The following is a 20873-nucleotide window of genomic DNA, read 5'->3' as shown; positions in this document are numbered from 1 at the left end:
GCTCACGCCGGCCCCATCTCACGCAGACGTGCGGTGATGCGCTCGACGTCCTCGCGGGCGATCTGCTGCCGTGCGCGGATCTTGTCCACGACCGCCTCGGGGGCCTTGCCGATGAAGGCCTCGTTGCCCAGCTTGGCCGTGGTGGCGGCGAGTTCCTTCTCCGCGGCCGCGAGATCCTTCTCGGCGCGCTTGCGCTCGGCCGCCACGTCGACGGTGCCGGACGTGTCGACGGAGACGACGACGGTACCGAGCGAGAGTCGAACCTCGATGGACGCCGTCTCGGCGAAGTCCTCCTCCGGCTCCGTCAGGAAGGCGAGCGCACGGGTCGCGGGGATCTGTGCCGTGAGGTCCGCCTCCTCGACCCCGAGCAGCCGCGCCGGGACCTTCTGCTTCGGCTTCACGCCCTGGTCGCTGCGGAAGCGGCGCACCTCGGTGATGAGCTTCTGCATGTCGGACACGCGTTGCAACGCGACGGGATCGGCTCCGACCCCGGTCTCCTTCGGCCACGGTGCGACCACGATGCTCTCGCCGCCCGTGAGCGCCTTCCAGAGCGTCTCGGTGACGAACGGGACGACCGGATGCAGCAGGCGGAGAATGGAGTCGAGCACGACACCGAGGACGATACGAGTGGGTTCCGCCGCGCTCTCCGACGAGAACTGCACCTTGGCCAGTTCGAGGTACCAGTCGCAGACCTCGTCCCAGGCGAAGTGGTACAGCGCCTCGCACGCCTTGCCGAACTCGTAGCGGTCCAGCGCGTCGTCCACCTCGGCGCGTACCGTCGCCAGCCGGTCGAGGATCCAGCGGTCGGCGTCCGTGAGCGTCTCGCGGGCCGGGAGATCCCGCACCACAGCGCCGTTCATCAACGCGAACTTGGTGGCGTTGAACAGCTTGGTGGCGAAGTTGCGCGAACTCTGCGCGTTGTCCTCGCCCACCGAGAGGTCACCGCCGGGATGCGCGCCGCGCGCCAGCGTGAAACGCAGTGCATCCGCACCGAATCGGTCGACCCAGTCGAGAGGGTCGATGCCGTTGCCCTTCGACTTCGACATCTTGCGGCCGAACTCGTCACGCACCAGCCCGTGCAGGAACACGTCGCGGAACGGCACCGGACCGGGCAGCTCGTCGCCGACGGTGGTGCCGAACATCATCATGCGGGCGACCCAGAAGAACAGGATGTCGTAACCCGTGACGAGAACGCTGGTGGGATAGAACTTCTCGAGGTCGGGAGTGCGGTCGGGCCAGCCCATCGTCGAGAAGGGCCACAGGCCGGACGAGAACCACGTGTCCAACACGTCCGGGTCCTGCACCCAGCCCTCGGGCGGCGTCTCGTCGGGGCCCAGGCAGACCGTCTCACCGTCGGGTCCGTACCAGATGGGGATGCGGTGCCCCCACCACAGCTGGCGCGAGATGCACCAGTCGTGCATGTCGTCCACCCAGGCGAACCACCGCGGTTCCTGACTCTTCGGGTGCACCACGGTGCGCCCGTCGCGCACGGCGTCGCCGGCGGAGGCCGCCAACGTGGTGACGTTCACCCACCACTGGAGGGAGAGTCGCGGCTCGATGGGCTCGCCGCTGCGCTCGGAATGGCCGACACTGTGGACGTACGGACGCTTCTCGGCGACGACGCGGCCCTGCTCCGCGAGTGCCTCGCGCACGGCGACACGAGCCTCGAAGCGGTCCATACCGTCGAACTGCGTTCCGGTGTCGGCGATCCGGCCCGACGTGTCCATGATCGACGGCATCGGCAAGCTGTGCCGGAGACCCATCTCGAAGTCGTTGGGGTCGTGTGCCGGCGTGATCTTCACGGCGCCGGTGCCGAACTCGGGGTCGACGTAGTCGTCGGCGACGACCGGGATCTCGCGGTCGAGGAACGGGTGCGGAAGCGTCGTTCCCACGAGGTCCCGGTAGCGCTCGTCGTCGGGGTGAACGGCGACAGCGGTGTCGCCGAGCATCGTCTCGACACGAGTGGTGGCGACCACCACGTGCGGTTCGTCGTCGTTCAACGACCCGTAGCGCAGCGAGACCAGTTCGCCCTCGACGTCCTCGTACTTGACCTCGATGTCGGAGATCGCCGTCTTCAGCACCGGCGACCAGTTGACGAGGCGCTCGGCGCGGTAGATCAGGCCACGATCATGGAGCAGCTTGAACATGGTCTGGACGGCACGCGAGAGGCCCTCGTCCATCGTGAACCGCTCGCGGCTCCAGTCGACGCCGTCACCGATCCGGCGCATCTGCTCGCCGATGGTGCCGCCGGACTCACGCTTCCACTCCCACACCTTCTCGATGAAGGCGTCCCGGCCCAGTTCGTCCTTGGACGTTCCCTCGGCGACGAGTTGCTTCTCCACGAGCGACTGCGTGGCGATGCCCGCGTGGTCCATGCCGGGAAGCCACAGCACCTCGTAGCCCTGCATCCGCTTGCGACGGGACAGGACGTCCATCAGTGTGTGATCGAGGGCATGGCCCATGTGCAGGCTGCCGGTGACGTTGGGCGGCGGGAGCACGATCGAGTACCCCGGCTTCGCGCTGTCCGGATCGGCGACGAAGTACCCGGAGTCGACCCATCCCTGGTAGAGGCCTGCTTCCACGTCACCGGGATTCCAGGCCTTGGGCAGGCGGTCGGCAGGGTTCTCGTCGGGCGCTGTCGTCGATCTGGTCACCGGGTGATTCTAGTGCGCGTCGGGATCGACGGTCCGGCCCGGTCGCGCCGCGAGGATCTCGGGCATCGGAGTGGATTGTCCGAGTACGTGCTCGGCCAGGAAGGCGTGCACGGCGCCGTACCAGACAGCGGTGTGCTGCGGCGAGAGGATCCAGTGGTTCTCGTCGGGGAAGTACAGGAACCGGTGCACGGTCTCCCCGTTCTCGTCGGCGGGAGAACCGGACTCGGACAACAGCTCCCACCACAACCGCAGCGCTTCGCCCACGGGCACGCGATAGTCCTTGTCGCCGTGGATCACCAGCATCGGGGTGACGATGTCCGCGACGGCCAGGTGCGGTGAGTTCTCGAACGCCATCTCCGGCGTCATCTCGTGCGCCCAGTACGACGCCTCGTCGGTGGTGGGACCGAACTGGTCCAGCGCCCACAGACCGGCGTGCGAGACGATCGCCCGGAAGCGGTCGGTGTGACCTGCGACCCAGTTGGCCATGTAGCCGCCGAACGAGCCGCCCATCATCGCCGTGCGCGTGGAGTCGATGTCCTCGCGTTGCTCGACGGCGTCGGTGACGGCCATCAGGTCCGTGTAGGGCTCCGTCCCCCATCGGCCCCAGCCGCGCTGCACGAACGCCTGCCCGTACCCGGTGGACAGTGCCGGATCGGGGAGCAGGACGGCGAATCCCTGGGCCACCAGCATCCACGGATTCCAGCGCCACGACCAGGCGTTCCACGATCCGAGCGGTCCGCCGTGCGCCCACAGCACCAGCGGCGCGGGCCAGTCGGCGGACGTGCCCGTGGGGAGAGCCAACCAGGCGCGCACCCGCACACCGTCCTCGGCGGTGGTCTCGACGTCCTCGAGGGTGCCCGGCAGTGCCGGCGTGGCGGCCGGTGATCGCAGCTCGGTCACCGCACCGTCGACGAGCGTGATCCGGACCGGATGCGGCGGAACGAGATACGACGAGCGCAGCGCGTGGACGACATCACCGTCCGGAGCCGGGCGCAGGTCGGTGTAGGCGTGGTCGTCCTGCGTCAGGCGGCGGGCCGCGTCGCGCGTCACGACGAAGATCGGTGCCCGGCCGTCGTCGTCCGCCGTCACCAGGATGCTGCGCCCGTCGGCGGACCACACCGGCGACGACGGCCACCGGTCCCACCCGGCCGCCCACTGCTCCGGCAGCCCGGTCGTCAGGTCGAGGACGTGCAGCGTGGTCCGCGGCGCCGCATCCGGTTCCGGATGCGTCTCGCGCACAAAGGCGACGCGCGTTCCGTCCGGCGAGACGGCAGGGGCTCCGACGTCGGCCACCGGGTCGTCGACCAGCACGGCGTCGGCACCGTCCGAGGTGTCGATCCGGACGAGCACGTGCCGTGTGGTGGCATCGGCTCCCGCGACCCTGCGTGTGGCCACCAGCCACGAGCCGTCGGGAGCCACCGCGACGGAGGTGTCGCGGTACGCGCCGCCGCCCGCCGAACCGCCGGGTCGCGGCGTCACCGTCCGCAGTGCGACGTCGGTGTCCTCAGTGTCGCCGAGGTTCCCCACGAAGACGTGCGTGGACGCCGGACCGAGGTCGCTGTCCCAGTGCCGCATCGGATATCCGCTGTGCAGGATCGCGGAGACGGCCTTGTCCTTCCGCAGCGCGCGCAGCGTCTCGTCACGGTCGACGTCGCCCAGAACCTCACCGGAGACAGCGAACACCGGCGCGTCGGTCGCGGCCACGACTCCCCCGACCCCTCCGCCGCGGTGCGCGACTCTGCGGGCCTCTCCGCCCCGCGAGGACAGCGCCCACACCGCGGACGGTGCGTCGTCGTCACCGGACGCCGCTCGCACGAAGAGCAGGTCGCCGTTCGCGGCGAAGGTCGGTGCGGAGTCACCTGTGGCGGACCGGGTGAGCCGGCGCGGCGCCGACGTGCCGTCCGTCGCGATGGACCACAGACTCGAGACGTACTTCGTCCGTGCGGCATTCAGCTCGGACATCGTGGTGACGAGCGACGCTCCGTCGACGGACAGTGCGAGCCCCGCGATGCGGGGAAGGTCGAGGTAGGCGTCGGGAGTCCGGAAAGCGCTCGCGTCGGTCATGCCCCCGAACCTAGGCGATCACCCGAGCACCGCGCGACGTCTGCTCCGCCACCAGCGGTCGATCGCCGGTCGCAGCGCGGTCAGCCCCTTGTAGTCGGCCATGTCACGCGGCAGCTCCGCGGTGACCGCGACGACGCGCTCCGCCCAGCCGGGCACCGCGGCGAGTTCGTCGAGCGAGGCCTGATGGGTGCGGATGAGGAAGAGGATCGCACCGGACGGAGCGAGGCGCGTCAGGTGCTGCACCTCGACCCGCAGGCAGAGGCGCCGGCCGACCTCGTCGACGGACGCGGTCTCGAGGTGCCGTCGCGCGGGTGCCCACTCCCCGCGCGTCTCCAGAGAGGCGTCGAGCCGATGATCGACCCCGAGCGACCAGTTGGTGCGCCGCACGATCGCTCCCGCACCCAGCCCGAGGAGGAACGCGCGCGCCCGCGCCACGACCCCTTCCTCCCGCACACGCGGGACGGGACCGTGGATGTCCTCGAAGCTCGCACCCAGAGCGAAGTTCACGGACCACCCCGACGCGAACGTCACCACGCCCGCGTCGGCGAACAGCTCGCCCCTGCGGGTGTCGAGCAGGACGAGATCGTCCGGGGTCTCCCCCGCCGCCAGCAGCAGTGGGTCGACGCTCGGGTCACCTCTGGCGACGTCGATGCTGGTGCCGGACAATCTGTTCGAGAAACGGACACGCCCGTCGTCGAGATCGAGCGTCGTCTCGTCGGGCATGCTGCGGTGCAGTTCGGTCAGCACCGTCTCGAGCGCGTCCCACCCGGCCGGCGCCATGTGCGGCAACGACACCGCTCGCCGGGGGTCCCGTGCGAGGATGCGGGCGCGTTCGGCCAGCGCGCCCCGATAGTCGGTGCCCGGTTCGACGACGTGCTCACCCCAGCCGCCCGCGGCGGTCCGATGAGCCGTGCGCGCCGGTTCGAGATTCGTGCTGTACCGGTACGTGTCACCGTCGAAGGGGAACGGGAAGGCCCGTAGGTCGGTCACAGGTCCACCACCAGACGGTCCCCCGCGGCGCGGGACACGCAGACCATCATCGAATCCGACCGTGTGCGTTCGTCGTCGGACAGGAACAGGTCGCGATGATCGACGGCGCCCGCGAGCACGGGCGTCCGACACCGACCGCAGACACCGTGACGACACTGCCGGTCGACGGACACGGCGGCAGTGTCGAGGACGTCCAGCACCGACTCGTCGGCCGACACCGGCAGGGTGCGACCGCTGCGCGCGAGTTCGAGCACGAACGACCGGCGAGGAGTATCGGGGCGGATGAACGCCTCGGTGTGCAGACGGCTCTCCGGCCAGCCCACCGCACGCGCGGCAGTCAGCGTCCCTTCGACGAGAGAGGGTGGCCCGCAGACGAACAGGTGAGTTCCCAGTGGCTGCCGGGTGAGCGCGTCCGCCAGTCCGCTCGTGAAGTCCTCGCGGGTGGTGCTGATCCGCGCATCGCACGACGTGGCCACGTCCTCGGCGAACGCGCCGCGTTCCGGCCGGTGGACGTAGTGCACCTCGGCGGTCGACCCGAGCCACCGCGCCAGGGACAGGATCGGCGTGATGCCGATCCCGCCGGCCACCAGCAGGTGCCTCCGCGCACGGAGAACCGGAGCGAAGGTGCTGCGCGGAGTGTCGACCTCGACGAGGTCACCCGGGCGCCGGCTCTGCAGCCATCGCGACCCGGCGCCGACGGCGAGTACCGCGCACGAGTAGAGGGACGGGGCGTGCGGCGGCCCGATCAGGGAATAGGCGTTGTACGGGGCGGACGCGTCGTCGCCGCAGCGCACCACCACGTGGCTTCCGGGCACGAACGACGGCAGCGCGTCCCCCGAGCGCAGCGGCGCGAGGTCGATGCGCCGCACCGCACCGTCCGGAGTGACCGCGGTCGAGTGGACCACCCGCAGTGTCACGACGCGGCGTCCGGAACGCCGAGGCGAGCAGCGAGACGGCTCGAGACATGGTCGGTCACCACGAGATTCGCACCGCAGGACCCACAGGGCGGTGCCGGTCCGACCGTTCCGCACACCGGGCAGTAGACGTCGACACTGCCGTCCTGCGTGACGACGACGGAGATCTCGTCGGGTTCTGCGCCCGCCCGCAGCGCCCGCTCACGGTAGACCGCGACATCGGCTGCGGAACCGATCAGCACACAGCGCCAGCCGACCACCGCACGGTCCGTCTCGGCGTCGAACCACGCGTCCGACTCCGGACCTCGCACCGCGAATCGGCCCGGGCTCTCACCGGCCGAGTCCGGACGGTCGGCGTCGCCGATGATCAGCACGGTCACGCCGCCGACAGTACCGCCGGCCGATCCGCAACCGGGCGTGTCAGCGCACGAGGGGTGCCAGCCGACCGGGGATCTCCTGCAACGCGAACGGCAGGCTGAGCACGGTGCTCCACGCCATGGCCTCGGCCGCCTCGTCCTCGAGAATGATCACGCGATTCTCCTGGACGGCGGACAGCTGCTGGTAGACGGGAGTGGCCGCCAGCTCGGCACGAAGCTTGTCACCGAAGCCGCCACCGGCGTACCAGACGAGCACGTCGACGTCGGCGAGAGACAACTGCTCGGTGCTCACGGTGGCGAAGTTGCGCTCGCCCACCTGGTCGACGACCGGCGGATTCACGAAGCCCAGTTCGTTGAGGAAGCGCACCTTCGGGTCCTGCGCGCCGTAGACACCGAACTGTCCGGGCCCCTGCAGCGCTCCGAGCAGCACCGTCTTGCCGGCGAACGACGGGTTGGCGGCAGCCGTGTCGGCGAACTCGCGCTCGAGATCGGTGATCAGCGTGCTCGCCTGATCAGCCCGACCGAGCGCCTGGCCGAGCAGTGCGGTCTGGTCGCGCCACGGAATGCCGTAGTCGACGAAACCGGTCGGCTGGGTGACGGTCGGGGCGAGCTGGGACAGCGAGTCGAACTCCGACTGCGTGATACCGGCATAGGTACCAACGATGAGATCGGGGCCTGCCGACGCCACCTTCTCCACGTCGATGCCCTCGGACGCGGTCCCGACGATCGCCGGTGCGGCGCCCCCCAGCGCAGACTGCGCCCAGGGCCAGGTCGCGGACGGGTAGTCGCCGTACCAGTCGAACACTCCGACCGGAACGACACCCAGCGCGAGCAGGGTGTCCTGGTCGTTGTACCCGACGCTGACGACGCGCTGCGGATCCGACGGCACGCTGACCTCGCCGTACTTCGTGGACACGGTCGCGCCGGAGTCCTGCGATCCGCCGGAGTCCGAACTGCTGCACGCAGCGGCCACCGCGACGATCGCGCCGGTGGCACCGAGGAGGAAAGAACGACGTGAGACGCCGGCCGACATGGCCATGGTGAGGTGGTCCCTTCGATGGACGGCGGGGACCCAGCCCCCCTGGTGTAGGCAAGGCTAACTTATGCACCGCCGCCTCGGACACGGGTCCGTCCGCGCGCCGGGCCGACGCGGGTCCACTATGGAGTGATGAGCACGTCGCACGAGAGCCACCACTGATGGGCCGCGCCACCGTCCGCCGACCGGTCGTCCGCATCCGCGGACCGCACCGCTCGTCACGGCCCGACACCGTGGTCGCCGAGGAACCGTTGGAGTTACGCGTCGGCGGCAAGGCGTTGGCCGTCACCATGCGTACGCCCGGACACGACGTCGAACTCGCGCACGGGTTCCTCGCCACCGAGGGCGTCATCGGCGGCCGCGACGACATTCTGGCCGCACGGTACTGCGACGGTGTCGACGACGAGGGGCTCAACACCTACAACGTGCTCGATCTCGCTCTGGCACCGCACGTCCCACCACCCGACCCCGGGGTCGAACGGAACTTCTACACGACGTCGTCCTGCGGCGTCTGCGGCAAGGCGTCACTCGATGCGGTGCGGCTCAAGACCCGCCACTCCCCCGGAGCCGACGGCGCGACAGTCACGACGACCGTCCTGACCACGCTCCCGGACACCCTCCGCGAGCACCAGCGCATCTTCGCGTCCACGGGCGGGCTGCACGCGGCCGCGCTCTTCGACACGGACGGCACGCTTCTCGCGGTGCGGGAGGACGTAGGCCGACACAACGCCGTGGACAAGGTGATCGGGTGGGCGGTGCTCGAAGGACGGGTTCCCCTCACGGGAACGGTGCTCATGGTCAGCGGACGCGCATCCTTCGAGCTCGCGCAGAAGGCCGTCATGGCCGGGATCCCGATCCTCGCCGCGGTGTCCGCGCCGTCGTCGCTCGCCGTCGACCTCGCTGACGAGTCCGGCCTGACTGTCGTCGGCTTCCTCCGCGGAGACGGTATGAACGTCTACACCCACGCCCACCGTGTGATCAGCGAGCCGCCGCCCGACGACGCCCGGTGACCAGACCGACGACGGTCAACAGCACGACCACCGCGAGGGTGGCGAGTACCTGACGACGGGACGACGCGTCCGTCAGCATGAGCACGGTCAGGCCCACGAGGAGCGCGAGCGCCATCCAGCTGAGGTACGGGAACGCCCACATGCGAACGGGCAGTGGACCTGCCGCCTCCAGACGGCGTCGTAGTCGTAGCTGCGATGCCACCGTCATCGCCCAGATCGCCAACAGGGACGCGCCCACGGCGTTGAGCAGGAACGTCAGCAGACCGTCGAGGTCGAGATAGTTCAGCAGCACGGCCACGAAGCCGAAGAACACCGAGACGAGCAGCGCGGCGCGCGGGACCCCCGACGCATCCACCCGCGCCAACGGCCCCCTCCGGCCTTCCCGCAACGCCAGCGAGTACATCATCCGGCTGGTCGCGTAGATCTGCGCGTTGAAGGCACTGAGCAGTGACAGCACGATGACGGCCTCCATGAAGCCGACCACCCCGGAGAGGTTCGCCTGCTGCAGCACCAGCGTGAACGGGCTCTCCGCGGCCGACTGCGCCTCGTCGAGGCGGTTCCACGGCAGCAGCAACGTGATCACCAGGATCGACCCGAGGTAGAAGACGCTGATGCGCCACACGACGCTGCGCACCGCGCGCCCCACCGACAGGGCCGGGTCCTTCGACTCGGCCGCCGCGATGGTCACGATCTCGATGCCGCCGAAGGCGAACGCCACGACCAGCAGCCCCGCGGCGATGCCCGAGACGCCATTGGGCGCGAACCCACCGAGACCGGTGAAGTTGGCGGCGCCGACAGGGGCCGAACCGGGGAGCAGGCCGAACACCAGCAACGTCCCGACGACGAGGAACCCGATGATGACGGTGACCTTGATGGCGGCGAACCAGAACTCGAACTCGCCGAAGTTCGACACCTTCGCGAGGTTGATCGCGGCGAAGACGACCATGGCCACGAGGGCGGGGATCCACGGATCCACGCCGAACCATGCACCCATGAAGGCTGCGGCGCCGGTCATCTCGGCGCCCATGACCATGACGAGGGTGAACCAGTACAGCCAGCCGGTGACGAAGCCGGCGGTGCGGCCGAACGCCATCTCGGCGTAGGTCGAGAACGATCCCGACGACGGCGAGGCGGCGGCCATCTCGCCGAGCATGCGCATGACGAGGATCACGAGGAAGCCGGCGATGGCGTAGGACAGGAGGACGGCGGGTCCCGCGGCGGCGATGCCGGCGCCCGTGCCCAGGAACAGCCCGGCGCCGATCGCGGAGCCGAGGCCCATCATCGTCAGGTGGCGGACCTTCAGTCCGTCGGTGAGTGAGTCGACCATGAGAAGGAAACGGTAACGCTACGTCCGGACGCGGACCTCGGCGCCCGTCGCCGCGAGGACGTCGTCGACCCCCACGCCGGGTGCGGTCTCGATCAGTTCGAGCCCGTCCGCCGTGACGTCGAGGACCGCCAGATCGGTGATGATGCGGTGCACGCAGCCGCGACCGGTGAGCGGGAGCGTGCACCTGTCGACGATCTTGGGCTCCCCGCTGCGGGAGACGTGTTCCATCATCACGATGACGCGTCGCGCTCCGTGGACCAGGTCCATCGCGCCGCCCATCCCCTTGACCATGTGGCCGGGGATCATCCAGTTGGCGAGATCACCGCGGCTGTCCACCTGCATCGCGCCGAGGACGGCGACGTCCACGGCGCCGCCGCGGATCATGCCGAAGGACTGTGCCGAGTCGAAGAACGAGGCCCCCGGGAGCACGGTGACGGTCTCCTTGCCGGCATTGATCAGCTCGGGATCGAGTTCGTCCTCGGTGGGGTACGGGCCCACGCCCAGAACTCCGTTCTCCGAGTGCAGGATCACGGTCCTGTCGGGGGGAATGTGGGCCGGGATCAACGTGGGCATACCGATGCCCAGGTTCACGTACTGCCCGTCCTCGAGTTCGGCGGCCACCCGTGCCGCCATCTCGTCCCGTGTGCGCGGAGTCGGGGTCATGACCGCACCGTCCTGCGCTCGATCCCGACCGTCACGGGCCCGACGACGACGACGCGCTGAACGTGGATTCCGGGCGTGTGCACGTCCTCGGGCGTCAGCTCCCCCGGCTCGACCAGATGCTCCACCTGGGCGATGGTGATGCGCCCCGACTCCGCTGCCGGTGGATTGAAGTTGCGGGCGCTGGCCCGGTAGACGAGATTGCCGTACCGATCACCCTTCCAGGCGTGCACCAGTGCGAAGTCGGCGGCGATCCCGCGCTCGAGGACATGGGTGACACCGTCGAACTCGCGCGTCTCCTTCGGGGCCGAGGCGAGAGCGACCCCGCCGGCGCCGTCGTACCGCTGTGGCAGCCCGCCCTCGGCGACCTGGGTCCCCACCCCCGCGGGGGTGAAGAAGGCCGGGACTCCGGCGCCGCCCGCTCGCAGCCGCTCGGCGAGCGTGCCCTGCGGTGTCAGCTCCACTTCGAGTTCACCGCCGAGGTACTGGCGGGCGAACTCCTTGTTCGACCCGACGTACGAGCTGACGGTCCTGCGGATCCGGCCCTGCTCCAACAGGATTCCCAACCCGAAGCCGTCGGTCCCGCAGTTGTTGCTGATGGTCTCGAGATCGGTCGCACCCTGATCGAGCAGTGCAGCGATCAAAAGCTCCGGCACACCGACCAGACCGAATCCGCCCACCGCGATCGACGATCCGCTCGGGATGTCGGCCACCGCCTCGGCGGCCGAGGCCACCACCTTGTTCATCATGACCGTGACCCTAACGCACCGTTCGACAAGTGAACAGAAGTCCGCGATGCGAACACTGTGCTTCAATGAGACACGCGCATCCGAGCCGACGAGGAGTGGACCCCATGACCGAGCCCGCACCGCCGCAGACCCGCGCTGCCGCCGCGGATCACGTGCAGTCCCTCGCCCGCGGACTCGCGGTGATCCGGGCCTTCGACGCGGACCATCCCCGTCGCACGCTGTCCGAGGTCGCCCGAGCCACCGATCTCACCCGCGCCACGGCCCGTCGCTTCCTGCTCACCCTGGTCGAACTCGGGTACGTCCGCACCGACGGCACCACCTTCGCGCCGACTCCGAGGGTCCTCGATCTCGGCTACTCGTACCTCTCGTCGCTCTCGCTCCCCGAGATCGCCGGACCGCATCTCGAGGCATTGACCGCGCGCGTGCACGAGTCCTCGTCGGTGTCCGTCCTGGACGACCTCGACGTCGTCTACGTCGCCCGGGTCCCGGTGAGCCGCATCATGACCGTGTCCATCACCATCGGCACCCGTTTCCCCGCCTACGCCACCTCGATGGGCAGAGTCCTGTGGGCCGGTGTCGACGAGAACGCTCTCGCGGACCTTCTCGCGCGCACCGACCTCCGCGACCTCACGGGACGGACGGTGACGACGGAGTCGAGCCTGCGCGCCGAACTCGATCTCGTTCGGACACAGGGCTTCTGCATCGTCGACCAGGAACTCGAGATCGGACTCCGCTCGATCGCCGCGCCGCTGCACGGGCACGGCGGCGCCGTCACCGCCGCGGTCAACATCAGCACGCCCGCGGCGCGCTACTCGCTCGACGAGTTGAGAACCACCGTCGTGCCGGCGCTGCTGAGCACCGCGGCCGCCATCGACGCCGATCTCGCCCGCGTCGCGTCGCGGTCGGACGCAGCCCGCACCTCCTGACCTCTCCCCCCACCCGACCACCGACACACGAGACGAGACCACGCCATGCTCGACGCCGTCATCTGCGCTCCGCTGCGCACCCCCGTGGGCCGCTTCGGCGGGGCCCTGAAGACCGTTCCCGCAGCGGACCTCGCGTCTGCCGTGATCATCGAGATCCTCTCGCGCACCGGGCTGTCCGGCGCCGACATCGATGACGTGATCCTCGGGCAGGGCGCACCGAACGGCGAGGCACCGGCGATCGGACGCGTCGCCGCACTCGATGCGGGGCTCGGCATCGGCGTCCCCGGCCGCCAGGTCGACCGCCGCTGCGGGTCCGGGCTGCAGGCCGTTCTCGACGCCTGCATGCAGGTCTCCACGGGCGTGAGCGACGTCGTGCTCGCGGGCGGCGTGGAGTCGATGAGCTCCACCGAGTTCTACACCGACGGTGTGCGGTGGGGCGTCGGCGCCGACTCCGTGCCCCTCCAGGACAGGCTCGCACGGGCCCGGATCACGGCCGGCGGCACACACTTTCCCGTGCCCGGTGGGATGATCGAGACGGCCGAGAACCTCCGCGAGCAGTACGGTGTGCCCCGCGCCGACCAGGACGCCTTCGCGGTGCAGTCCCACCAGCGCGCCGTCGTGGCGCAACGGAGCGGCGTCTTCGCCGAGGAGATCGTGCCCGTCACAGTGCCTCGGCGCAGGGGCGATCCCATCGTCGTCACCGACGACGAGCACCCCCGAGCCGACACCACCCTCGAGTCGCTGTCCCGGCTCCGCCCGATCCGCGGAACGATCGATCCGGAATCGACGGTCACCGCCGGCAACGCCAGCGGCCAGAACGACGGCGCCGCGCTCTGCCTCGTCACCACGGCGGACAGGGCCGCAGCGCTGGGGCTGACACCCCTGGTCCGACTCGCCGGATGGGCGGTGGCCGGTGTCGCGCCGGCGACGATGGGCATCGGCCCGGTCCCGGCGACGGCCGCCGTTCTCGGCCGGCTCGGCCTCACCCTCGACGACATGGACGTAATCGAACTGAACGAGGCGTTCGCCGCCCAGGTGTTGTCGGTGCTGACCGAATGGTCGATGGACCCCGCCGACCCTCGGCTCAACCCGCACGGCTCGGGCATCTCCCTCGGCCACCCGGTCGGCGCGACCGGCGCACGCATCCTGACCACCCTCGCTCACGAGATGGTGCGACGAGACGTGCGGTACGGCCTCGAGACGATGTGCATCGGCGGCGGCCAGGGACTCGCGGCGGTGTTCGAGCGCGTCTAGGGACGGTCCGCGTGCCCGAGGTCGCGCTCCGGGTCGACCTCGTCTCGAACGAGTTGCTTCAGGACGGTGATTTCGGGAAAACCGCCGCGCTCCTTGCGATCCCACACCACGGACTCCCCCACCACGACGCGGAAGACTCCGCCGGTGCCGGGAATCAGCGCCACCTCGGTGAGGTCGGATCCGAAAGTCTGCAGCAGTTCCTGCGCCATCCATCCGGCTCGCAGGAGCCACTGACACTGGGTGCAGTACGTGATCGCGACGCGCATGGCGGCGACCCTACCCCCGACGTTCCGGAGCCCCGACGCTCCAGAGCCCCGACGCACGAGAACCCCGGCGACCATCGGTCGTCGGGGCTCTCGATCGAGCTGAGGGGGTCAGGCGCTCTTCTCGCGCCGTTCCGGCCGGTCCGGCTTGCGCGGCACGATGGTGGGGAGCACGTTGTCGTTCACGGTCTCCGCCGTCACGACCACCTTCGCCACGTCGTCACGACTGGGGATGTCGAACATGACCGGGTTGAGCACTTCCTCCATGATCGCGCGCAGTCCACGAGCGCCCGTGCCGCGATGGATGGCCTGCTCGGCCATCGCGTCCAGCGCGTCCGGGGTGAACTCCAATTCGACACCGTCCATGTCGAACAGGCGCGTGTACTGCTTCACCAGAGCGTTCTTCGGCTCCGACAGGATGGTCACGAGGGACTCCTTGTCGAGATGCGTGACCGACGCGACGACCGGCAGGCGACCGATGAACTCGGGAATCAGACCGAACTTGATCAGATCCTCGGGCATGACCTCGGCGAAGTGGTCCTGCGTGTCGATCTCGGCCTTGGAGTGGACCTCGGCGCCGAAGCCGAGGCCGCGCTTGCCGATGCGGTCCGACACGATCTTCTCGAGCCCGGCGAACGCACCGGCGACGATGAAGAGCACGTTGGTCGTGTCGATCTGGATGAACTCCTGGTGCGGGTGCTTGCGTCCACCCTGCGGAGGGACACTGGCCTGCGTGCCCTCGAGGATCTTGAGCAGGGCCTGCTGCACACCCTCGCCGGAGACGTCGCGCGTGATCGACGGGTTCTCGCTCTTGCGAGCGATCTTGTCGACCTCGTCGATGTAGATGATGCCGGTCTCGGCGCGCTTGACGTCGTAGTCCGCGGCCTGGATCAGCTTGAGGAGGATGTTCTCGACGTCCTCACCGACGTACCCCGCCTCGGTCAACGCGGTGGCGTCGGCGATGGCGAACGGGACGTTCAGCATCTTCGCCAGCGTCTGCGCGAGGTAGGTCTTGCCGCAACCGGTGGGGCCGAGCATCAGGATGTTGGACTTGGCCAGTTCCACGGTCTCACCACGGGCGTCACGGGCCTTGTCGCCGGCCTGGATGCGCTTGTAGTGGTTGTAGACCGCGACGGCGAGACGACGCTTCGCCGTGTCCTGACCGATGACGTAGTTCTCCAGGAAGTCGCGGATCTCCGCGGGCTTGGGCAACTCGTCGAGCTTGACCTCGCTCGACTCGGCCAGTTCTTCCTCGATGATCTCGTTGCACAGATCGATGCACTCGTCACAGATGTAGACACCTGGTCCGGCAATGAGCTTCTTGACCTGCTTCTGGCTCTTTCCGCAGAAAGAGCACTTGAGCAGATCACCACCGTCACCGATGCGTGCCATGAGCGTTAGTCCTCACTAGTGAAAGAGAATCTCTGCGTGCGACCGTACCCGCCTTCGCGGTCGGAGGTCGACTTCTGACGCAACCCGAGCAGGCATGTCGGAGCGGCGTCGCACCCCCTCGGACGTGGGTGAATCGATGCAGTCCGGGGGCTCGGAACCGGCCGGAGCCACCCGTCGACGACCCGTCGTCCGGGCGTGTCGGGAGCGGCCTCCGGCCGGCCGGCGTCACTTGCGTGCGGAGAGCTTGCGGTATTCGAAGACGGTGTCGATGATCCCGTAGTCCTTGGCCTCCTCAGCCGTGAGGATCTTGTCGCGATCGGTGTCCTTGCGAATGACGTCGGCGTCCTTGCCGGTGTGGCGACCGAGGGTGGTCTCCATCAGACGACGCATGCGCTCGATCTCCCGAGCCTGGATCTCGAGGTCCGACACCTGGCCCTGCACACCGCCGGTGGACGGCTGGTGGATGAGGACGCGAGCGTTCGGCAGTGCCGCACGCTTGCCGGGGGCACCCGCTGCGAGCAGCACGGCGGCGGCCGACGCGGCCTGACCGAGGCAGACGGTCGCGACATCGGCGCGCACGTACTGCATCGTGTCGTAGATCGCCATCAGCGACGTGAACGAGCCACCGGGCGAGTTGATGTACATCGTGATGTCGCGGTCGGGATCGAGACCCTCGAGCACGAGCAACTGCGCCATGATGTCGTTCGCCGAGGCGTCGTCGACCTGCACGCCGAGGAAGATGATGCGCTCCTCGAAGAGCTTGTTGTACGGGTTCGACTCCTTGACGCCGTAGCTCGAGTGCTCGACGAAGGACGGGAGGATGTAGCGGGAATCGGGCCCGGCGGGCGAGCTGGAGCCGGGGAGAGAACGGGGATCGAAGAGCTGGGACATCAGTACTCCAAGGGTGTGGGTGAAGAGATCGGACGACCGACAGGAGCGAGCGCGTCGCGCGCTGCGCTGTCCGGTCCGATCAGTTGTCGGCTCCGCTGGTGCCGCCGGCCTGCTCGGCGCGTGTGATGACGTGATCGACCATGCCGTACTCGAGGGCCTGCTGCGCCGTGAACCACCGGTCGCGGTCGGAGTCCTCGGTGACCTGCTCGAACGACTGCCCGGTGTGCTGTGCGATCAGTTCGGCCATCTCGCGCTTGGTGAGGGCGAACTGCTCGGCCATGATGGCGATGTCCGCCGCGCTGCCGCCGATTCCGGCGGACGGCTGGTGCATCATGATGCGGGCGTGCGGCAGGGCGTAGCGCTTGCCCTTGGTCCCGGCGGTGAGCAGGAACTGGCCCATCGACGCCGCCAGGCCCATCGCGTAGGTCGCGACGTCGCACTCGGCGAAGTTCATCGTGTCGTAGATCGCCATGCCGGCCGAGACGGAACCGCCGGGCGAGTTGATGTAGAGCGCGATGTCGCGAGTGGGGTCCTCTGCCGAGAGCAGGAGGATCTGGGCGCACAGCTTGTTCGCGATGTCGTCGTCGACCTGCGTGCCGAGGAAGATGATGCGCTCACGGAGCAGACGCTCGTAGACGGAGTCGCTGAGGTTGAGTCCGGCGGTCGCGGACGTCATGGCCGGAGCGGTCACGATCGACCCTGCCTGACGGGACGGCCCTGCCTGGTCGGTGTTGGTCGCCGGGTTCGTGGTGGTCACGGTACCTGCCTTCTCGTGCTCGATGTGGTCTCGCCTGAACGAGTTTCTCGCTGTGAGCGCGAACGTTCCCTGTGGACGGAACGCTCACGTTCTCTGTCACCGACACTAACGAAGGACGGCGGCCCCGGAGTCCCGGAACCGCCGTCGTTCGCTGTGAGCGTTACTTCTGCTGTTCGCCCGCAGACGAATCGTCCGCAGCCGACTCGTCCGTGGACGACTCGATCTCCGCCGACTCGGTCTCGTCGGTGGCCTCGTCCTTGGGATCTCCGAAGAGCTCCTTGGTGTCGACGCTCGCACCGGCGGTGTCGGTCACGGAGACGCGATCGACGATCGCGGCGAGTGCCTTGCTGCGTCGGATGTCGGCGAACAGTGCGGGCAGCTGGTTGGCCTGCTGCACCTGCTGGATGAACTCCTCCGGTGCGATGCCGTACCGCTGTGCCTGGAAGACGATGTTCTGGGTCAGCTCTTCCTGTCCGACCTGGACCGACTCGGCGTCGGCGATGGTGTCGAGCAACAGCTGGGTGCGCACGGACTTCTCGGCACTCTCACGCGCGTTCGTGTCGAACTCCTCGCGCGAGGAGCCTGCGGCCTCGAGCTGCTGCGCGAGCTTGTCCTCGTCGTGGTCGAGCGGATGGATCGCGTCGTGCAGCGCGGAATCGACCTCGGCCTTGACGAAGGCCTCGGGAACCGGGACCTCGACGGACTCGAGCAGAGCCTCGAGCACCTTGTCGCGGATCTGTCCGGCCTGCTCGACCTTCTTGACGCGGGCCACGCGCTCGCGCAGATCGGCCATCAGCTCGTCGAACGTGTCGAACTGGCTCGCCAGCTGGGCGAACTCGTCGTCGGGCTCGGGCAGCTCGCGCTCCTTCACCGACTTCACCGTGACGGTGACCTGCGCTTCCCGGCCGGCGTGCTCACCGGCGAGCAGCGTCGTCGGGAACTCCTTGGAGTCACCCACGGACAGGCCGACGATCGCGTCGTCGAGACCCTCGATGAGCTGGCCGGAGCCGACCTCGTGGGACAGGCCCTCGGTCGAGGCCTCCGCGACGTCCTCGCCGTCGACCGTGGCCGACAGGTCGATGGAGACGAAGTCGCCGGTCTGCGCAGCGCGCTCGACACCGGTGAGGGTGCCGAAACGCTGACGCAGCGAGAGCAGCTGCTCGTCGACGGCCTCGTCGGTGATCTCGACCGGGTCGACGGTGACGGTGACGCTCGAGAAGTCGGGCAGCGTGATCTCGGGACGCACGTCGACCTCGGCGGTGAAGACGATCTCCTCGCCGTCCTCGAGCTTGGTGATCTCGATGTCCGGCTGGCCGAGGGGCTTCAGCTCGGTCGAGCTGAGCGCGTCGTTGTACTTGGCGGGCAACGCGTCGTTGACCACCTGGTTCAGGACGTTCGCGCGGCCGACGCGTGCCTCGAGAAGCTTCGCGGGCGCCTTGCCGGGCCGGAACCCGGGCAGGCGGATCTGCTGCGCGAGCGTCTTGTAGGCGCGGTCGAAATCAGGCTTCAGCTCCTCGAAGGGCACCTCGACGTTGATACGGACTCGCGTCGGGCTCAGCTGCTCGACAGTGCTCTTCACGAACGTGCTCCTTCATCTGCTCGACTGCAGTGACTCGGTGTCGGACTGTGGTGGTGCGGGGTGGTTCCGGTGGGAAGGTGGATCTGGACCATTCGATCGCGGCGACCGACGTCTGTCGGGATGACAGGATTCGAACCTGCGACCCTCCGCTCCCAAAGCGGATGCGCTACCAAGCTGCGCCACATCCCGTTCCTCGTGCACGCCGTCACCCTCGATCGTGGCGATTCGCACCGGCAAGGCCACAGCGACGTGCGCCGACGATCCTACGGCGGTACCGCGGAGGCGCCGACGGCGGGCCGATTTCTCGATCGCGCGCGACGTTCGGTACAGTTCCTCAACGCAGGCGGCAGGAGCTGGCGATCCCAGCACCGCCGCAGGCATGCGGGCGTAGCTCAATGGTAGAGCCTCAGTCTTCCAAACTGATTACGCGGGTTCGATTCCCGTCGCCCGCTCCACGAACACGAGAGCCCCCCGATTCACCGAATCGGGGGGCTCTCGTGTGTTCGGGGGTCAGCCGGCGTCGGACAGGACTCCGGCGCCGTCGCGCGCCGAGGTGACCAGCGACACTGCCTCGAAGATGCTTCCGCACACGGTGATCGGCGAGCAGACGCCGAGGAGCTCGAGCGGGCGCCGCACTGCGGGGTCGGTGGCCACCAGCACCATCGGACGGACCGACAGCGAGGACGCCGCGCCGAGGAGAAGGACGGCGCCGGCGCTGCCCAGGAAGGTGACGTCCGACAGGTCGAGAACCACGTCCTCGTGGCCGCGAGCGGCCACGCGTGCCAGGACCTCGCGGAGTTCGGGCGTGGTGCTCATGTCGATCTCGCCGCCGACCGACACCACGGCGACGTCGCCGCGTTCGTATTCGAGGACGGTGAGATCGGCAGCGTCGAAAGAGAAGTGGGTGTCGAGTCCGTGTGCGGTCATTGCTGTGTCTCCCGGTTCGTGTGCGTCGATCTCGTTCCTCGGCGTCTGCCTTAGATTCGCCCGCCAGAGTGACGAGGCTGCGTGCAGAGCATCACGATCCGATAACGTTCACAGCACATCGAAATAACGCCGTTGCAGACTCAACTGCCTGTTCCGGGCATGACATCGCCTCGCGTCGGGAACACTGTCGTCATCTCGGCACCGTCCGTTCGAACCGCTGGAGGCCTGCATGCCCGTGTCCCACCCCGTCGTCGTCGGAGTCGACGGATCGTCCGCAGCGCTCGCGGCCGTGCGATGGGCCACGCGGCTCTGCACCGCTCGCGACCTGCCCCTCGTGCTGGTCACGGCGGTGTCCGCGCCGGCCTTCGCGGACGTCGACGACACTGCAGCGAGTGCACTCGACCGCATTCTCGCCGACGGAGTGGACGCGGCGCGGGCCGTGGCGGCCGACGTGTCGGTCTCCACCGAGACCCACCATGGCACCCCCGCCGGAGTACTGGTCGAACGATCGACGGACGCCGCGATGATCGTCGTGGGGACGCGGGGGCTCGGCGAGTTCACCGGAGGACTCTCCGCGTCGGTGAGCACGGCGGTGGCGACACACGCCTCGTGCGCCGTCACCGTGGTGCCTCTGGACACGCCGCCGAACGAGGGCACGGGACACGCCGTCGTCGTCGGCGTCGACGGCACGGACAACAGCGTGCCCGCCGTCCGCTGGGCGTTCGAGATCGCCTCGTCACGTGGGGCATCGCTGATCGCCGTGCACGCGTGGAGCGACATCGACGTTCCCGGCGGCCGCGGTCGGTCTGCCGAGGACGAGGAGGCCGTCCTCGCGGAGACGATGGCCGGGTGGTCGCAGGACTACCCCGACGTCGAGGTGGAGCGCGTGGTGGTCCAGGACCGGCCGGTGCGGGAACTCGTGGCCAGATCGGCCGAGGCGGACCTCGTCGTCGTGGGTCGCCGCGGGCGGGGTGGATTCACCTCGCTTCTGCTGGGATCGACCAGCCGAGCCGTGATGCACTCGGTGGACGTCCCTGTCACCGTCGTGCCGTCGCCCGTCTGATCCGTCCTCGCCCTCGCGAGGGGTGATCGGCCTACTGTTT

Annotated in this window: 19 protein-coding genes and 2 tRNA genes; 5 read left to right on the top strand and 16 right to left on the bottom strand. The window is 68.9% G+C overall.

The window, feature by feature from the left end; all coding sequences use genetic code 11:
• Positions 1-2: 2 nt before the first annotated feature.
• From HQ306_RS07595 to HQ306_RS07570, 6 genes are read right to left on the bottom strand one after another with little or no spacing between them, the layout of a single operon-like run.
• The gene (locus tag HQ306_RS07595; protein WP_222630323.1) at positions 3-2654 is read right to left on the bottom strand and encodes a valine--tRNA ligase; all 2652 of its coding nucleotides are present in this window, start codon (positions 2652-2654) and stop codon (positions 3-5) included.
• A 9-nt stretch (positions 2655-2663) separates the two neighbouring features.
• Entirely contained in the window at positions 2664-4718 is a 2055-nt protein-coding gene (locus HQ306_RS07590; protein ID WP_222630314.1) for an alpha/beta fold hydrolase, read from the bottom strand.
• Positions 4719-4736: 18 nt separating this feature from the next.
• Positions 4737-5708: a DUF3445 domain-containing protein gene (locus HQ306_RS07585; protein ID WP_222630312.1), complete on the bottom strand. Its 972-nt coding sequence runs from the start codon at positions 5706-5708 to the stop codon at positions 4737-4739.
• Positions 5705-6625, bottom strand: coding sequence for a PDR/VanB family oxidoreductase (locus HQ306_RS07580; RefSeq protein WP_222630310.1), 921 nt, complete (start codon positions 6623-6625; stop codon positions 5705-5707). Before HQ306_RS07580 ends, HQ306_RS07585 begins: the two co-directional genes overlap by 4 nt.
• Positions 6622-7002, bottom strand: coding sequence for a dimethylamine monooxygenase subunit DmmA family protein (locus HQ306_RS07575; RefSeq protein ID WP_051613335.1), 381 nt, complete (start codon positions 7000-7002; stop codon positions 6622-6624). The genes HQ306_RS07580 and HQ306_RS07575 overlap by 4 nt, the downstream gene beginning before the upstream one ends.
• A 40-nt stretch (positions 7003-7042) precedes the next feature.
• Positions 7043-8032, bottom strand: coding sequence for an iron-siderophore ABC transporter substrate-binding protein (locus HQ306_RS07570; RefSeq protein ID WP_222631375.1), 990 nt, complete (start codon positions 8030-8032; stop codon positions 7043-7045).
• 164 nt (positions 8033-8196) lie between these two features.
• Here HQ306_RS07570 and fdhD point away from each other — a divergent pair, with 164 nt between their 5' ends.
• Positions 8197-9045 (top strand): formate dehydrogenase accessory sulfurtransferase FdhD, encoded by an 849-nt coding sequence (fdhD, locus tag HQ306_RS07565; RefSeq protein ID WP_222630308.1) that lies wholly within the window; start codon positions 8197-8199, stop codon positions 9043-9045.
• Here fdhD and HQ306_RS07560 read toward each other — a convergent pair.
• Genes HQ306_RS07560 through HQ306_RS07550 form a run of 3 tightly spaced genes read right to left on the bottom strand, consistent with a single transcriptional unit; the run spans position 9014 to position 11778 of the window.
• The gene (locus HQ306_RS07560) at positions 9014-10372 is read right to left on the bottom strand and encodes an amino acid permease (protein WP_222630306.1); all 1359 of its coding nucleotides are present in this window, start codon (positions 10370-10372) and stop codon (positions 9014-9016) included. The genes fdhD and HQ306_RS07560 overlap by 32 nt on opposite strands.
• An 18-nt stretch (positions 10373-10390) precedes the next feature.
• Positions 10391-11035 carry a CoA transferase subunit B gene (locus HQ306_RS07555; protein WP_222630304.1) on the bottom strand — a complete coding sequence of 215 codons (645 nt, stop codon included), beginning with the start codon at positions 11033-11035 and terminating at the stop codon, positions 10391-10393.
• Positions 11032-11778 carry a CoA transferase subunit A gene (locus tag HQ306_RS07550; protein ID WP_037185784.1) on the bottom strand — a complete coding sequence of 249 codons (747 nt, stop codon included), beginning with the start codon at positions 11776-11778 and terminating at the stop codon, positions 11032-11034. The genes HQ306_RS07555 and HQ306_RS07550 overlap by 4 nt, the downstream gene beginning before the upstream one ends.
• A 107-nt stretch (positions 11779-11885) precedes the next feature.
• Between HQ306_RS07550 and HQ306_RS07545 the strand changes: the two genes are divergently transcribed.
• Both HQ306_RS07545 and HQ306_RS07540 read left to right on the top strand, forming a co-directional pair.
• Positions 11886-12707: an IclR family transcriptional regulator C-terminal domain-containing protein gene (locus tag HQ306_RS07545; protein WP_222630296.1), complete on the top strand. Its 822-nt coding sequence runs from the start codon at positions 11886-11888 to the stop codon at positions 12705-12707.
• A gap of 45 nt (positions 12708-12752) precedes the next feature.
• Positions 12753-13961, top strand: coding sequence for an acetyl-CoA C-acetyltransferase (locus tag HQ306_RS07540; RefSeq protein WP_222630294.1), 1209 nt, complete (start codon positions 12753-12755; stop codon positions 13959-13961).
• On the opposite strand, the gene HQ306_RS07535 is transcribed toward HQ306_RS07540, so the two are convergent.
• The 6 genes from HQ306_RS07535 to HQ306_RS07510 all read right to left on the bottom strand — a co-directional run bounded on the left by HQ306_RS07535 (position 13958) and on the right by HQ306_RS07510 (position 19032).
• The gene (locus HQ306_RS07535) at positions 13958-14227 is read right to left on the bottom strand and encodes a SelT/SelW/SelH family protein (protein ID WP_027505655.1); all 270 of its coding nucleotides are present in this window, start codon (positions 14225-14227) and stop codon (positions 13958-13960) included. The two genes, HQ306_RS07540 and HQ306_RS07535, sit on opposite strands and share 4 nt — an antisense overlap.
• 108 nt (positions 14228-14335) lie before the next feature.
• Positions 14336-15616: an ATP-dependent Clp protease ATP-binding subunit ClpX gene (clpX, locus tag HQ306_RS07530; RefSeq protein WP_027505654.1), complete on the bottom strand. Its 1281-nt coding sequence runs from the start codon at positions 15614-15616 to the stop codon at positions 14336-14338.
• A 225-nt stretch (positions 15617-15841) separates the two neighbouring features.
• On the bottom strand, positions 15842-16507 hold the full coding sequence (locus tag HQ306_RS07525; RefSeq protein ID WP_027505653.1) for an ATP-dependent Clp protease proteolytic subunit: 666 nt from the start codon (positions 16505-16507) through the stop codon (positions 15842-15844).
• A gap of 79 nt (positions 16508-16586) precedes the next feature.
• The gene (locus HQ306_RS07520) at positions 16587-17183 is read right to left on the bottom strand and encodes an ATP-dependent Clp protease proteolytic subunit (RefSeq protein ID WP_051613384.1); all 597 of its coding nucleotides are present in this window, start codon (positions 17181-17183) and stop codon (positions 16587-16589) included.
• A gap of 241 nt (positions 17184-17424) precedes the next feature.
• The gene (gene tig, locus HQ306_RS07515; RefSeq protein ID WP_222630286.1) at positions 17425-18843 is read right to left on the bottom strand and encodes a trigger factor; all 1419 of its coding nucleotides are present in this window, start codon (positions 18841-18843) and stop codon (positions 17425-17427) included.
• A 115-nt stretch (positions 18844-18958) separates the two neighbouring features.
• Positions 18959-19032 (bottom strand) — tRNA-Pro (locus HQ306_RS07510).
• Positions 19033-19224: 192 nt separating this feature from the next.
• Here HQ306_RS07510 and HQ306_RS07505 point away from each other — a divergent pair.
• A tRNA-Gly gene (locus tag HQ306_RS07505) sits at positions 19225-19298 on the top strand.
• A 55-nt stretch (positions 19299-19353) separates the two neighbouring features.
• Here the strand turns inward: HQ306_RS07505 and HQ306_RS07500 are convergent.
• Positions 19354-19770 (bottom strand): STAS domain-containing protein, encoded by a 417-nt coding sequence (locus tag HQ306_RS07500; RefSeq protein WP_051613329.1) that lies wholly within the window; start codon positions 19768-19770, stop codon positions 19354-19356.
• Positions 19771-19999: 229 nt separating this feature from the next.
• Here HQ306_RS07500 and HQ306_RS07495 point away from each other — a divergent pair, with 229 nt between their 5' ends.
• The gene (locus tag HQ306_RS07495; RefSeq protein ID WP_222630270.1) at positions 20000-20833 is read left to right on the top strand and encodes a universal stress protein; all 834 of its coding nucleotides are present in this window, start codon (positions 20000-20002) and stop codon (positions 20831-20833) included.
• Positions 20834-20873: the final 40 nt, after the last annotated feature.

It is taken from the genome of Rhodococcus sp. BP-160 (assembly GCF_019836205.1).
In the GTDB taxonomy this organism is placed as follows: Bacteria; Actinomycetota; Actinomycetes; order Mycobacteriales; family Mycobacteriaceae; genus Rhodococcoides.
The sequence above is the reverse complement of the archived record's forward strand: the minus strand, read 5'-3'. Positions and strand labels throughout refer to the sequence as shown.

What these genes read in the sequence shown, in the direction of transcription:
- HQ306_RS07535 (WP_027505655.1), bottom strand. Translation starts at nt 14,227, where the DNA reads ATGCGCGTCGCGATCACGTACTGCACCCAGTGTCAGTGGCTCCTGCGA.
- fdhD (WP_222630308.1), top strand. Translation starts at nt 8,197, where the DNA reads ATGGGCCGCGCCACCGTCCGCCGACCGGTCGTCCGCATCCGCGGACCG.
- HQ306_RS07590 (WP_222630314.1), bottom strand. Translation starts at nt 4,718, where the DNA reads ATGACCGACGCGAGCGCTTTCCGGACTCCCGACGCCTACCTCGACCTT.
- HQ306_RS07550 (WP_037185784.1), bottom strand. Translation starts at nt 11,778, where the DNA reads ATGAACAAGGTGGTGGCCTCGGCCGCCGAGGCGGTGGCCGACATCCCG.
- HQ306_RS07540 (WP_222630294.1), top strand. Translation starts at nt 12,753, where the DNA reads ATGCTCGACGCCGTCATCTGCGCTCCGCTGCGCACCCCCGTGGGCCGC.
- HQ306_RS07500 (WP_051613329.1), bottom strand. Translation starts at nt 19,770, where the DNA reads ATGACCGCACACGGACTCGACACCCACTTCTCTTTCGACGCTGCCGAT.
- clpX (WP_027505654.1), bottom strand. Translation starts at nt 15,616, where the DNA reads ATGGCACGCATCGGTGACGGTGGTGATCTGCTCAAGTGCTCTTTCTGC.
- HQ306_RS07545 (WP_222630296.1), top strand. Translation starts at nt 11,886, where the DNA reads ATGACCGAGCCCGCACCGCCGCAGACCCGCGCTGCCGCCGCGGATCAC.
- HQ306_RS07560 (WP_222630306.1), bottom strand. Translation starts at nt 10,372, where the DNA reads ATGGTCGACTCACTCACCGACGGACTGAAGGTCCGCCACCTGACGATG.
- HQ306_RS07555 (WP_222630304.1), bottom strand. Translation starts at nt 11,035, where the DNA reads ATGACCCCGACTCCGCGCACACGGGACGAGATGGCGGCACGGGTGGCC.
- HQ306_RS07525 (WP_027505653.1), bottom strand. Translation starts at nt 16,507, where the DNA reads ATGTCCCAGCTCTTCGATCCCCGTTCTCTCCCCGGCTCCAGCTCGCCC.
- HQ306_RS07520 (WP_051613384.1), bottom strand. Translation starts at nt 17,183, where the DNA reads ATGACGTCCGCGACCGCCGGACTCAACCTCAGCGACTCCGTCTACGAG.
- HQ306_RS07495 (WP_222630270.1), top strand. Translation starts at nt 20,000, where the DNA reads ATGCCCGTGTCCCACCCCGTCGTCGTCGGAGTCGACGGATCGTCCGCA.
- HQ306_RS07570 (WP_222631375.1), bottom strand. Translation starts at nt 8,032, where the DNA reads ATGTCGGCCGGCGTCTCACGTCGTTCTTTCCTCCTCGGTGCCACCGGC.